The organism is Neomegalonema perideroedes DSM 15528, assembly GCF_000374145.1.
Lineage (GTDB): Bacteria > Pseudomonadota > Alphaproteobacteria > Rhodobacterales > Rhodobacteraceae > Neomegalonema > Neomegalonema perideroedes.
Genome location: NZ_KB893653.1, coordinates 1227096 through 1240382, shown reverse-complemented (window position 1 = coordinate 1240382; position 13287 = coordinate 1227096). Strand labels below are relative to the sequence as shown.

The following is a 13287-nucleotide window of genomic DNA, read 5'->3' as shown; positions in this document are numbered from 1 at the left end:
GGACGAGCCTGCGGCGTAAAGCGCGGCGTCTCCGCGCGGGTTCCCCGCAGATTTGAACGCTTGTGGTTACCGAGAGTTAAAGATGATCCCTATCCAGACGCATCATAGCCAAGGCGCTCGCCTTCTGGCCTCGCCCGCGGCTTCGCCGGACGCCTTACAGGGACTCGCGCCGTGAATTACCGCCACGCCTATCATGCGGGCAACGCCGCCGACGTGGTGAAGCACGCTCTGCTCTGCCGGGCTTTGCTGGCCATGACGCGCAAGGACAAGCCCTTCCTCGCGCTGGACAGCCATGCGGGCGCGGGCCTCTTCGATCTCGTGATGGACGAGCGCGCCCTGCGCGGCGGCGAATGGCGCGGCGGAATCCAGAAGGTTCTGGAGGATCCGGCGCCCCATCCGCTGCTCGATCCCTATCTCGACGCGCTGGACGAACTCAACGCCGGCCAGCCCGAGCGGCGGTTTTATCCGGGTTCGCCCTGGCTCTTGGCGCGGCTGACGCGCCCCGGAGACCGGGTCATGGCCTGCGAGCTGCATCCTGAGGAGATTCCGCTTCTGGAGGAGGCTTTGAAGCCTTTCGCCCGCGCGCGGGCCTATCACATGGACGGCTACGACGCTCTGAGCGCCTTTCTGCCGCCGACCTCGCGGCGCGGGCTGATCCTCGTGGATCCGCCCTTCGAGCGCAAAGACGAATATGAACGCATGGTCAAAGGACTGAAGGCGGGGCTGAAGCGCTTCTCCTCGGGGGTCTGGCTGCTCTGGCGGCCCATCAAGACGGGCGGCGCCGACGCCGGATTTCTGGAGGCGCTTCAGGAGGTCTCGGCGCCGGTTCTGGATCTGCGTCTGGATTTCGCGCCGCCGGAGGCTCCGGGCCTGACCGGCACCGGGATGACGGTGGTGAATCCGCCCTATGGATTCGCGCAGGAGGCCGCGACGCTGCTCGAATGGCTGACGCCGCGTCTGGCGGTCGAGGGCTTCCGGGGGCGCTGGTCGGGGGAATGGCTCCGCCCGGAGGCCTGAGGCGGCTCCTCGCTCTCCGGACCTCCTTAATTCATGGTGGAGCCCATGCGTCTCCACGCCCTTTACGCGCAACGAATTGCTCTTACATAGAACGAAGATCGGGCGCGGGGCCTTTGCGCTCCTCCGCCCGCCTCGTCGATCCGAACGCATTGAAAGGACTGTCGCGATGAAGTTTCCGCTTCTCCTCGCCTTCGGCGCGCTTTTATCCGCGCAACCTGCGGCCGCTCAATCCGTCCTGGACGGTTTTCCTCAATCCGGGAACGACCAGAAGCCCCTTAAGAACCCGACGAACCCGCCCCCGGCCTATAGCGCGCCTGAATTCGGAGTCCCGGTTTCGCCGCGCCCGCCGCCGCCCAAGTCCATCCCAAGCGGCGACGCGCCGGAGACGGCGAACGAGCCGATTCTCAGATAGGACTTAATCTCTGACGGCCGAGGGGAAACCTCTTGGGCGGAGAAGAACGCGGGCCTTATGCTTGGCGGGTCGAAGTTCCCCATTCAAGCCTCAGGAGGCCCCCCATGATGAAACCCTTCGTCTTCGCCGCGCTCGGCGTCGCGCTCCTCGCGCTCCCCGCCTGCAACCGGCAGAGCGCTCAGGCGCCGACGCCGCGCCCCGTCCCGGCGCCGCCGACCGAGCTCGCGCAGCCCTCCGAGGATCTCTGTCAGGCCGCCGCCCTTCAGAGCTACGTCGGCGGGCCGCTCTCCGCCCTGCCCGCCGCGCCGGAGGGCGTCGCGCGGCGCGTCGTCGGCGAGGGAGACCCCATGACCATGGATTTCCGGCTGGACCGTCAGACGGTGATCTTCAACAAAACCACCAATGCGATCCGCTCCATCGATTGCGTCTGAGCTTCGGAAGACGCCTCCGCCTTGGCGGAGGCGCTTCGTCCTTCAGCGTCCCGAACGCGGCCCGCCCCGCCATGAGCCGCGCGGAACCACCCGCGTCACGCCGAGCGAATTCCGCTGAGGGGCGGGCGGCGTCGGGGATTTCGGCGGCGCCAGATGCTTGGGCGGCGGCGCTTTCGGCGGCGGAGGCGGCGCCTTGAGCACGTCGGTCTCCGTGGATTCGGCGGCCTTGACCAGCTCCCGCGCCAAAGTCAGCGCGCCCTTGAGCCGGGCTTCCGGCGTCTCCCAATCGCGCAGGACCACCAGAGAGGAATCCGGCTTCAGCCGCGCCAGAGCCCCCTGACGCATCGCCCATGAGGCCACGCCCGCCGGATTCTTCACCGCGCCCTCGCGGAAGGAGATCGAGGCCCCCTTGGGGCCGCCGTCCAGCTTGGCGATTCCCGCCCGCCGACAAAGCCCCTTCAGCCGGATGAGCTTCATCAGCCCCTCGACCTCCGGCGGCGGCGGGCCGAAGCGGTCATGCAGCTCGGCGGCGAAGCCCTCCAGCTCCGCGCCCTCCTCCAGAGAGGCGAGGCGGCGGTAAAGCCCCAGACGCACGTCGAGATCCGCCGCATAGCTCTCCGGGATGAGCGCCGCCACGCCCAGATTGATCTGCGGCGACCAGACTTCGGCGGATTCGGGGAGATCCGTCTCGCCCGAGCGCATGCGCTCCAGAGCCTCTTGCAGCATGTCCTGATACAGCTCGAAGCCGACCTCGCGGATATGGCCGGATTGCTCCTCGCCGAGCAGATTGCCCGCGCCGCGAATGTCGAGGTCGTGGCTCGCCAGCGTGAAGCCCGCTCCCAGCGAATCCAGCGAAGCCAGAGCCTTGAGCCGCTTCTCCGCCGCAGGCGTCAGAGCCTTGCGCGGCTGGGTGGTGAGATAGGCGTAGGCGCGGGTTTTGGCCCGTCCGACGCGCCCCCGGATCTGATAGAGCTGCGCGAGGCCGAACATGTCGGCCCGATGGACGATCAAAGTATTGGCCGTCGGGATGTCGAGGCCGGATTCCACGATGGTCGTCGCGAGCAGAACGTCGTAAGCGCCGTCATAGAAGGCGTTCATGATCTCGTCGAGCGCCCCGGCGGCCATCTGGCCATGAGCCACCGCTAATTTCACCTCCGGCACATGCTCGCGGAGGAATTCCTCGATGGCCGCCAGATCCGCGATGCGCGGCGCGACGTAAAAACTCTGGCCGCCGCGATATTTCTCGCGGAGCAGAGCCTCGCGCGCGGTGACCGGATCATAAGGCCCGACATAGGTTCGGATCGCCAGACGATCCACCGGCGGCGTCGCGATGAGCGAAAGCTCGCGCACCCCCGTCATGGCCATCTGCAAAGTGCGCGGAATGGGCGTGGCGGTCATGGTCAGCACATGGACGTCGGATTTCAGCTCTTTGAGCCGCTCCTTATGCTTCACGCCGAAATGCTGCTCCTCGTCGATGATGAGCAGGCCGAGCCGTTTGAAGCTGATGTCTTTGGCCAAAAGCGCATGAGTGCCGACCACCACGTCCACCGTCCCCTCGCGCAGGCCGGATTTCGTGTCGGAGGCCGATTTCGCCGAGGTGAAGCGCGAGAGATCGCGCACCTGAAGCGGAAAGCCCCGGAAGCGGTTTTCGAAGTTCTTCGCATGCTGGCGCGCGAGCAGGGTCGTCGGGGCGATCACCGCCACCTGAGCCCCCTCCATGGCCGCCACGAAAGCCGCCCGCAAGGCGACTTCGGTCTTGCCGAATCCCACGTCGCCGCAGACGAGCCGGTCCATCGGGCGGCCCGAGGACATATCGCCCAGCACGTCGGAGATGGCCGCAAGCTGGTCGTCGGTCTCCTGATAGGGGAAGCGGGCGCAGAATTCCTCAAACAGCCCCGAAGCCGGATGATAGGCCTCCGCCGTCCGCAAGCGACGCTCCGCCGCCACGCGGATCAGGCGCTCGGCGATCTCCAGCACCTGTTTCTTGAGCCGCGCCTTGCGGGCCTGCCAGGCGCCGCCGCCGAGGCGGTCGAGTTGCACGCCCTCCGTGGCGGAGCCGAAGCGCGAGAGCAGTTCGATGTTCTCGACCGGGACGTAAAGCTTGGAATTGCCCTCGCCCGCATATTCCAGCGCGAGATAATCGCGTTCGGCGCCGTCGGTCTTCAGCGTCTGCAAGCCGAGATAGCGCCCCACGCCATGCTCGACATGCACCACCAGATCCCCCGGCGAGATGCTCGCCGCCTCGGAGATGAAGTTATCCGCCCGGCGCTTCTTGCGCGCCGCCCGCACGAGGCGGTCGCCGAGGATGTCCTGCTCCGAGATCACCGCGAGATCGTCGGTTTCAAAGCCATGCTCCAGCGGCCAGACCAGCAGACGCGCCGTCTCGCCCGCCTCCTTCGCCGCCGGGAGATCGCCCCAGCGCGGCAGAATCGCGGTTTTGAGTCCGTGATCCTCCAGCAAGCCGCCCATGCGCTCGCGCGAGCCCTCGGAATAGGCCGCCAGCACCACCCGGCGTCCCGACTTCATCCGCTCGCGGGCGTGGGCGACGAGGGCGTCGAAGAGGTTGATCTTCTCCTGAAGCCGCTCCGGGGCGAAGTCGCGGCCCAGACGCCCGCCCGCATCCGTGAGGTTCGGCCCCGCGCCCAGAGGAAAAGGCGAGAAGCCGCGCACCGCCCGATCCGCCAGAGCGGCGGTCCAGTCCGTATCGGTCAGATAGAGCGAGGAAGGCGTCGCGGGGCGATAGGGCGAGCCGCCGATGCTCGGCTTGTCGAGGGCCTGACGGCGGTTTTCATAATGATCGCGCACCACCTCCATGCGCGATTCCCGCGCCTCCTCGGCCTGATGGTCGAGCGAGACGGGGGCGCCTTCGGGCAGATAATCGAAGAGCGTCTCAAGGCCCTCATGGAAGAAGGCGAGCCAATGCTCCATGCCCTGATGGCGGCGGCCCTCGGAGACGGCTTCGTAAAGCGGATCGTCGCCCGCCGCGCCGAAGGTCTCGCGGTAGCGCTGACGGAAAAGCTTGATCGAAGCCGGAGTCAAAGGCGTCTCGGAGATCGGCGCCAATTCCAGACGCTGCAATTTGCCTTCGCTGCGCTGGGTCTCGGGATCGAAGCTTTTCAGGCTCTCCAGCACGTCGCCGAAGAGGTCGAGCCGCACCGGCTTTTCAAATCCGGGCGGGAAGGCGTCGATCACGCCGCCCCGGACGGCGTAATCGCCGGGCTCGGCCACCGAGCTCGCCCGCACATAGCCGTTCTCCGCGAAGAAGGCCTGAAGCCGGTCGAGGTCGATCCGCGAGCCCACATCCGCCGCGAAGCGCGCGCGGCGCAGGCTCTCGCGGGGCGGCACGCGCTGAACCGCCGAATTCACCGTGGTCAGAATCACGCAAGGCCGGTCGAAGCCCTCGGCGAGCTGGGCGAGCGTCGCCAGACGCTCCGCCGCCACCCCCGGATTGGGCGAGAGCCGGTCATAGGGCAGGCAATCCCACGCGGGCAGCTTGAAGACCGGGGTTCCCGGCGCGACCACCCCAAGGGCGGTCTCCATGGCGGCCATGCGGGCGTCGTCCCGCGCGACATGCAGAACAGGCCCTTTGGCCCGCTCGACGAGCCGGATCAGCAGAAGGGCGTCGTAGCCTTCGGGCGCCCCGCCCACGGCGATGCGCCCCGGCGTCAGGGCGGGCGTGAGGGGCTGGGTTTGGCGCGGGGGGATCTTGCTCATGATGCTTCGGAGCTAACATTCCGGCTTGCGGCTGACAAGCGCGGCTTTGCTCCGGGTTTCATAGGAAAACGCCGCCGGATGAGCCATCCGGCGGCGTCTTTTAGAAATTCCTGCGACGGGCGAGCGTCAGAAGTTGTAGCGCAGGCCGACGTTGACGAGATGCGCGTCGTAATCGATCTCGCCGTCCTTGCGGCCGCCGCCGGTCTTCAGCTCCACGCCGGGGACGCCGATGTAGTTATATTCGGCGTAGAGGTCGAGCTTGGGATTGACCTCGAAGGTCACGCCCGCGATTCCCTTATAGGCGAAGCCCCAATCATTGTCGTAGCCGTCATGGCCGTCGCCGACGTTGATTCCGGCCGCGCCGATTCCCGCGCCGATGTAAGGACGAACGCCGCCAAGCCCGAGGTCCGGCGCATATTCGACCTGAGCGAAGACCGCCTCGCCGTTGATCGCGTCCTTGTTCAGCATCCGGCGGCCGTTGATGATCTGGCCGCCGCGCGGCAGCTCATGCCGGATGTAGTGGTTCTGAACCGAGACGCGGACCTGATCGTCGCAGCCGATCCCCTGCCCGCTCAGCCGCATGCCGAGGCCGCCGGAGATGTGATAATTCTTATCGAGGCCGCGGCTGGCCAGACGCAGACCGTCGATGTTGTCGCCCGCATAGGCGTAGCCGCCGCCGATCTGGCCGTAGAAGTTCCGGCTTCCGCCCCAAGGGGCGCAGGAATCCACGACCGGCTCGACCACCACGGGCGGCGGGACCACCACCGGCGGAGGAGGCGGCGGCGGAATATAAGCGGGCGCGGGCGGCGCCACGTAGACCGGCTCCGCATAAACCGGCTCGGAGACCACGACCGGCGCCGGGACGTAGATCGGCGCGGGGGCGGGCGTGTAGATCGGCGCGGGCGCCGGAGCGACGTAGGTCGCGGGCGCGGCGTAGGTCGTGGAGACGACCGGCGCGGCCTGATTCAGCGTGATCGTGCCGGTGATGGTGCCGGTGATCTGGCCCGAGAAGGTGCCCGACATCGGCCCGGAGATGCTGGCCGTGATCGGCGCCGAGATCGTGCCGGACGTGTAGGAGCCGGGCGAGACGCTCGTCGTCGCATAGGAGGCGGGGAGGACGCCCGTCGAGGAGACCGACCCGGAAGCCGCCTGATAATAGGCCCCGGAGGCCGCGCCCGCGGAGGCGTTCAGCGAGCCGCGCAGCACGTCGGCCGACACGAACACATCGCGGGGGGTATAGGCGCCGTACGCCTGCGCCGCCGCCGTTCCAGCGAGCAACGTCGCCACGCCGGACGCCACTCCTGAGAGGGTGAGGAGTTTCATGTTTGCCTCGAAACGCTACATTGACCTGTGGGATATATTGCGCGTGAATCGCAAATTTCTCAATCCCGTTTCTAGTTTTCGGAAAATTCGCCGAAATACGTGGCATTCTCGCCGATTTCCTGAGGTTCATGAAGATATATCATGAACTTCATCCGTCCCATTCTCAGACAAAAGCCCCAAAACGAGACAGGCGGCGATTTTGTGAGGATTTCAGCCGAATTCGACTCTCTTCGCCCTGAAATCCCTCCCGTCTCCGCCGCGTCGAGACCCTCGGCGCGCGCGCCGCATGATGAAAACTCATGGGCGTAAGGAGGATTTCCGGCGAGATCCGGCGGCGGAAAGGCCCCGCCGCCGGAAATTCGGTCAGTTGAAGGAGATCCGCAGGCCCGCGGAGAGCAGATGCGTGTCGTAATCCACCTTGATCAGCCCGTCGGAGCCGCAATCGCACTCCACGTCCGGCGCCACGACATAAGCGTATTCGCCGAAAGCCTCGATCTGATCGCTCAGCGCGACGCTCGCGCCCACCGAGGCCTTCACGCCGATGGAGCCCTTCAGGGGATCGCCGCCGTCGATCTTCGGATTCACATAGCCCACGCCGAGCCCGACATAGGGCTGGAAGGTCTTGGAGACCTCGAAGGCCTTCTCCACCGTCACGAAGCCCGCGTTGGCGGTGTAGTCGAGGGTCTCCTCGTAATAGCCGCCGCCGCTCCCGCCGCCATGTCCGCCGCCGCCGTGGCCGCTTTTGCCGCCCCAGGACTTGCCGCCGCCGCAATCGGGCTTCTGCGGGCCGCAATCGCCGCCTTCATAGCCGGCGACCTCGATCTTGCCCGCCAGACGCAGATATTCGACCTTGGCGCGCCAGCCGCCGCCGAAGGCCACGCCCGCATGGACGCCGAAATTATATCCCCGGTCGATCTTCAGCGTCTGATCCGCGCTGGAGAAGGCTCCGCCCAGCGAGGCCCCGCCCTGCACGCCCACGAAGACCCGGGGGCCCCAGCCGCCGCGCGTCTGCGCGAGGGTCGGCTGAACGCTCGTCACGGCGACGATGTCCTGGGTGGTGGTGGTCTGCTCGTAGATCGGCGCTCCGGCCGCGACGCCCTGACGCGCGACGCCGTAGCCCGCCTGAGCCGGAGCCTGAACGGCGCCGTAGGCGGCCTGCTGCTGGAGGAGATACTCCTCGCTCACGACCTGCCGCTCGACCACCGGCGCGCCATAGGCCGCGCCCGCGAAATCGCCGCCCCAGATCGCGCCGCCGGTCTGAACCGCGCCGCGGTCGTCGTAAACTTGGCGGCCGTTCACGAAGACCGGCTGACCCGGCGCCGCGACGGGCTGGCCGACTTGCCCGGCGCCCATGACGGCGCCTTGATGGACTCCGCCGCCATAAGGCGCGGCCGAATAGCCCCCCGCCAGCGCGGATCCGGCGACCCCCGCAAACAGAGCCGTATAAAGAAGAAGATGGCGCTTCATTGCGAGTCTCCGCAAAAATTCCCGTTAAGGTCATCGACTGCGGAAACATCAGCAAGGTTCGTTCCAAATGCGGAATTACTGAGGAGCTACGTTAAAACCACCTGAGCGAAGGCGGGGAAATCTGCGCCTGATCCGGATCGGCGAGCGGAGAAATCCCAGAATAAAACAAAACCGCCGCCCTTTTCGGGGCGGCGGCGAAGATCGGGATGGAGCGGGACGAAAAGCTCAGAAGCGCTTCTTCACGCCCACGCGGCCCACATGGAGGAGGGAGTTGGTCTGATCGAACTTCCCCTCCGCCGCGATCAGATCATATTGACCATAGAGCGAGATGGTTTCGCCCACGGCGAAATCTCCGCCGAGCTGGAATTTCGTCGCCCAGAGGTAATCGTCGCCGTCCGAGCCGAAGTCATGGGTCAGGAAGCCGAGGCCCGCGCCGACGTAAGGCCGGAAATAGCCCTCCAGCGGAATGCGGTATTGCCCCGTGACGAAGCCGGCGAAGACATGGTCCTCCTGATCCGCATAGGTCTCGGAGGGGTCGGAGCCGAGATGATGGGTCACCCGGCGATTGAGGGTCAGATATTGCGCCTCCAGCTGAAAGGCCCAGTCCCGCCCGACCTCGACGCCGATGTTCGCGCCCAGAGCCAGCCCCTTGCCGCGCCCTCCCTGCACCCACTCGCCGGTCGCCTCGCCCGCCTCGTCATACATGACGTCGACGTAGCGGCCCGCTCTGGTCTGGCCGATTCCGGCGTCTAAGGAGGCGGTGAAGCGCACCTGACCGCCCCAGCCCGAACCTTCGGCCCGAGCCGGAAGCGCGGCGAGAAGCGCCGTCGACGCGGCCGCGACGATGAAAATAAAGCTCCGGCGCATGCGTTGTCCCCTGCTGCCTGTCGACTGCTTGCGTTTGCGTCTACGTGTGCTTGCGTATGCTTGCGTTCTGGGGGCCAAGGTAAAACGCTTATATTGACAATCGGTGCATGAGGATGGGCCGGGCATGAGGAGGCGCCCCGAAAGCTTCGGAAGAGGCTCCTTGCGCCGCATTGACAGAACCGCGCGGGCGTGCCTCCCTGCGGGCGCTTAGGGGAGAAGAAGCCATGACCTCATCCGCCGCCCGCGCGCCTTGGGCGCCTTTTCCGCTCTCGCGCCCGCGGCGCCTGCGGGCCTCGCCCTGGCGGCGGGCGCTGGTCGCCGAGACGCGGCTCGCGCCGAGCGACCTCATTTGGCCGATCTTCGTCATGGAGGGCGAAGGCCGAGAGGATCCGGTGGAGTCTCTGCCGGGGGTTTCGCGCCTGACCCTCGACCGGGCGCTGGTCCGGGTGGAGGAGGCGGCGAAGCTCGGAATTCCCTGCGTGACGCTCTTTCCCTATGTGGATTCCTCTCTGAAGACCCATGACTGCGCCGAGGCTTGGAATCCGGATAATCTCATCTGCCGGGTCATCCGGGCTCTGAAGCGCGAGATCCCCGAGATCGGCGTCATGACCGACGTGGCGCTGGATCCCTATAGCCTCCACGGCCATGACGGAATCCTCCGCGACGGGAGAATCGCCAACGACGCCAGCGTCGAGGCTCTGGTGAGGCAGGCCATGGCGCAGGCCGAGGCGGGCGCCGACGTCATCGGCCCCTCCGACATGATGGACGGGCGCATCGGCGCCTTGCGGGCGGCTCTGGAGGCGGGCGGCTTTCAGGACGCGCTGATCATGTCCTATACGGCGAAATACGCCTCGGCCTTCTACGGCCCCTTCCGCGACGCGGTGGGCTCAGGCGCGAATTTCGGCAAGGGCGAGGATGTTCCGAAGGATAAGAAGACCTATCAGATGAACCCCGCCAACGGCGACGAAGCCCTGAAGGAGGCCGCTCTCGACCTCTCGGAGGGCGCCGACATGCTGATGGTCAAGCCGGGCCTCCCCTATCTGGACCTCTGCCGCCGCTTGAAGGACGCCTTCGGCGCGCCCACCTTCGCCTATCAGGTGAGCGGGGAATACGCGATGATTCAGGCCGCCGCCCGCAACGGCTGGATCGACGGAGAGCGCGCCATGATGGAGACCCTGACGTCCTTCAAACGCGCGGGATGCGACGGCGTGCTGACCTATTTCGCCGTCGAGGCCGCCAAGCGCCTGCGGGCGGAGGCTCCGTGATTCGCCGTCCGGCCTCTCGTGGGAATTGGCGCTGGCGGGCGCCGCTGTGGATGAGGCTCTGGGGGGCCTACGCCTCGCTGGCCTTCGGGGCTCTGGCGGCGCTGGCGCCGGGCGCCGCCGCCCAACAAAACGCCGAAGCCGCCGCCTGCCGCGCCCAGATCTACGAGGGCGGATTTTACAAGGTCTGCCGCTTCGATCCGGCGAAGATGCGTCTGGCGCTGTTCAACCTCGATCCGGCGGGCGAGCCCTTCGGCGCCTTCGGGGCTCTGCGGGATCATCTGGCCGCGCAGGGCGAGCGGATCGTCTTCGCCTTCAACGCGGGCATGTTCGACGAGGCGCTGAAGCCCATCGGGCTCTATATCGAATCCGGACGCAAGCTGAAGTCTCTGAACCGCCGGGCGGGCTACGGCAATTTCCACCTCAAGCCCAACGGCGTCTTCTATATCAAAGACGGCCGCCCCGCCGTGCTGGAGACCGAGGCCTACGCCCGCAAATTCGAGCGCGAAGACGCCAAGCTCCCCGAATACGCCACGCAATCGGGGCCGATGCTGGTCGTCGACGGGAAGATTCATCCGGCCTTCATGGCGGACAGCGCCTCGCGGAAATTCCGCAACGGCGTGGGCGTCACCGCCGAGGGCGAGGCGATCTTCGTCATTTCGGATCTGCCCGTGACCTTCCACGCCTTCGGGCGCTTCTTCCGCGACGGGCTGAAGACGCCCAACGCCCTCTTCCTCGACGGCTCGCTCTCCAGCCTCTTCAGCCCCGAACTGCGCCGCGACGACCGCGCCCGGCCGCTCGGGCCGATGGTGGCCGCCCTCGCCGCGCAGGAAGACGAAGCCCCAGAGGCCGCGCCCCCCGCGCCTCTCCCGAAGCCTTCCGCCCCCCGTCCCTGAAACCTTCCGCAGCCGAAAGAACGAGCCTCAGCCGCGACTCTCTTCGCGCCGCTTTGCGCCGCAGCGCGAAAGGTTTAAGAAGGAGGCGATTCGCAGGGAGTCTACGATCTTATGGCGCGCATCCTCATCACCTCCGCTCTGCCCTACATCAACGGCGTGAAGCATCTGGGCAATCTGGTCGGCTCGATTCTGCCTTCCTGCGCCTACGCCCGCTTCATGCGTCAGCGCGGACATGAGGTGATGTTCCTCTGCGCCACCGACGAGCACGGCACCCCCGCCGAGATCGCCGCCGATAAGGCGGGCGTTCCGGTCGAGACCTATTGCGCCGAGATGTTCGAGGTTCAGAAAGGGCTCTGCGAAGGCTTCGGCGTTTCGTGGGATTGGTTCGGCCGCAGCTCCAGCGCGCAGAATCGCGCCTTGACGCAGCATCTCGCCGGAAAGCTCGACGAGGCGGGGCTGATCTCCGAGGTGGAGGAGCGGCAATTCTACTCCCCGACCGACGGCCGCTTCCTGCCCGACCGCTATGTCGAGGGCACTTGCCCCAATTGCGGCTATGCGCGCGCCCGCGGCGATCAATGCGAGAACTGCACCAAGCTGCTCGACCCCACCGACCTCCTCGATCCGCGTTCGGCCATCTCCGGCGCGAAGGATCTGGAGATCCGCGCGACGAAGCATCTTTACCTGCGCCAATCCGCCATGCGCGAGCGGCTGCGGGAATGGATCGGGGCCAAACAGGATTGGTCGAATCTGGTCTCCTCCATCGCCTATAAATGGCTCGACGACGGCGAGGGGCTTCAGGACCGCAGCATCACCCGAGACCTCAAATGGGGCGTGCCGGTGCGCAAGGGCGATCAGCCTTGGCCGGGCATGGAGGGCAAGGTTTTCTACGTCTGGTTCGACGCGCCCATCGAATATATCGCCTCGGCGGCGGAATGGGCCGAGGCCAAGGGCCTGCCGGATTCCGCTTGGCGGCGCTGGTGGCGTCTGGACGAAGGCGCCGAGGACGTGCGTTATGTTCAGGTCATGGGCAAGGACAACGTGCCCTTCCACACCATCAACTTCCCCGCCACCATCATGGGCTCGGGCGAGCCCTGGAAGCTCGTGGATCTCATCAAGGGCTTCAACTGGCTGAATTACGACGGCGGGAAATTCTCGACCAGCCAGGGGCGCGGCGTCTTCATGGACCAGGCCCTTGAGGTGCTGCCCAATTCCGACGTCTGGCGCTGGACTCTGCTCTCCAACGCGCCGGAGGGCAGCGACGCCGATTTCACTTGGGGCGTCCTCCAGACGGCGCTGAATAAGGATCTCGCGGACGTCTTGGGGAATTTCGTCTCGCGGGTGACGAAATTCGCCGCCGCGAAATTCCCCTCTACTTCAGGCGCTCCAAGCGCGGCCCTGCCTGAAGGCGGCGCCCCCGGCCCGCTCGAAGCCGAATTGACCGAGAACCTCGACAAGGCCCTCACCGCCTACGCCGCCCATTGGGAGGCTCTGGAGATCCGCAAGGCCGCCTCGGAATTGCGGGCGATCTGGTCTCTGGGCAATGATTATCTCCAGCGCGCCGCCCCTTGGTCGAGCTTCAAGACCGATCCCGCCGCCGCCGCTCAGACGGTGCGCGTGGGGGTGAATCTCGCGCGGCTCTACGCGATCCTCTCGGCGCCCTTCATCCCGGAGGCCTCCGGCAAGATCCTCGCGGCGCTGAACCTGCCCGAGGAGACGCTGAAGGCTTGGCCCAAGGACGCCGCCTCGGCGCTGACCGCCCTTGCGGCGGGCCACGCCTTCGCCGTGCCGGAGAACCTCTTCCGCAAGATGGAGGATTCCGAGCGCGAGGCCCTCGAGGCGCGCTTCAGCGGCGGCGCCGCCTGAAAGCCGGAGCCCTAGCCCTCGCGGCGCAAGGAGAG

9 protein-coding genes are annotated in these 13287 nt (G+C 66.6%); 5 read left to right on the top strand and 4 right to left on the bottom strand.

The genetic code is table 11. The annotated features are described in order from the left end of the window. Window positions 1–171: 171 nt before the first annotated feature. Both B161_RS0105890 and B161_RS0105880 read left to right on the top strand, forming a co-directional pair. The gene (locus B161_RS0105890; RefSeq protein ID WP_018632442.1) at window positions 172–1017 is read left to right on the top strand and encodes a 23S rRNA (adenine(2030)-N(6))-methyltransferase RlmJ; all 846 of its coding nucleotides are present in this window, start codon (window positions 172–174) and stop codon (window positions 1015–1017) included. Window positions 1018–1533: 516 nt separating this feature from the next. After that, entirely contained in the window at window positions 1534–1860 is a 327-nt protein-coding gene (locus B161_RS0105880; RefSeq protein ID WP_018632440.1) for a hypothetical protein, read from the top strand. Between the two features lie 42 nt (window positions 1861–1902). Here the strand turns inward: B161_RS0105880 and mfd are convergent, their stop codons facing one another. From mfd to B161_RS0105855, 4 genes are all read right to left on the bottom strand, one after another. Next, complete coding sequence (mfd, locus tag B161_RS0105875; RefSeq protein ID WP_018632439.1) at window positions 1903–5574, bottom strand: transcription-repair coupling factor; 3672 nt, start codon at window positions 5572–5574, stop codon at window positions 1903–1905. A gap of 126 nt (window positions 5575–5700) precedes the next feature. Further along, window positions 5701–6861, bottom strand: a complete 1161-nt coding sequence (locus tag B161_RS0105870; RefSeq protein ID WP_157755543.1) for an outer membrane beta-barrel protein — start codon at window positions 6859–6861, stop codon at window positions 5701–5703. A 399-nt stretch (window positions 6862–7260) separates the two neighbouring features. Then, on the bottom strand, window positions 7261–8364 hold the full coding sequence (locus B161_RS0105860) for an outer membrane protein (RefSeq protein ID WP_026310221.1): 1104 nt from the start codon (window positions 8362–8364) through the stop codon (window positions 7261–7263). 225 nt (window positions 8365–8589) lie between these two features. Then, entirely contained in the window at window positions 8590–9231 is a 642-nt protein-coding gene (locus tag B161_RS0105855) for a porin family protein (RefSeq protein WP_018632438.1), read from the bottom strand. Window positions 9232–9455: 224 nt separating this feature from the next. Here B161_RS0105855 and hemB point away from each other — a divergent pair, with 224 nt between their 5' ends. The 3 genes from hemB (at window position 9456) to metG (ending at window position 13252) form a co-directional block, all read left to right on the top strand. Then, window positions 9456–10496 carry a porphobilinogen synthase gene (gene hemB / locus B161_RS0105850; protein ID WP_018632437.1) on the top strand — a complete coding sequence of 347 codons (1041 nt, stop codon included), beginning with the start codon at window positions 9456–9458 and terminating at the stop codon, window positions 10494–10496. Next, window positions 10493–11389 (top strand): phosphodiester glycosidase family protein, encoded by an 897-nt coding sequence (locus B161_RS0105845; protein ID WP_240471584.1) that lies wholly within the window; start codon window positions 10493–10495, stop codon window positions 11387–11389. The genes hemB and B161_RS0105845 overlap by 4 nt, the downstream gene beginning before the upstream one ends. Window positions 11390–11500: 111 nt before the next feature. Further along, window positions 11501–13252, top strand: a complete 1752-nt coding sequence (gene metG, locus B161_RS0105840; RefSeq protein WP_018632435.1) for a methionine--tRNA ligase — start codon at window positions 11501–11503, stop codon at window positions 13250–13252. Window positions 13253–13287 lie beyond the last annotated feature (35 nt).

Bases quoted from the DNA above. Each gene is read 5' to 3' on its own strand.
- B161_RS0105880 (WP_018632440.1), top strand. From the start codon at position 1,534: ATGATGAAACCCTTCGTCTTCGCCGCGCTCGGCGTCGCGCTCCTCGCG.
- mfd (WP_018632439.1), bottom strand. From the start codon at position 5,574: ATGAGCAAGATCCCCCCGCGCCAAACCCAGCCCCTCACGCCCGCCCTG.
- B161_RS0105860 (WP_026310221.1), bottom strand. From the start codon at position 8,364: ATGAAGCGCCATCTTCTTCTTTATACGGCTCTGTTTGCGGGGGTCGCC.
- B161_RS0105855 (WP_018632438.1), bottom strand. From the start codon at position 9,231: ATGCGCCGGAGCTTTATTTTCATCGTCGCGGCCGCGTCGACGGCGCTT.
- hemB (WP_018632437.1), top strand. From the start codon at position 9,456: ATGACCTCATCCGCCGCCCGCGCGCCTTGGGCGCCTTTTCCGCTCTCG.
- metG (WP_018632435.1), top strand. From the start codon at position 11,501: ATGGCGCGCATCCTCATCACCTCCGCTCTGCCCTACATCAACGGCGTG.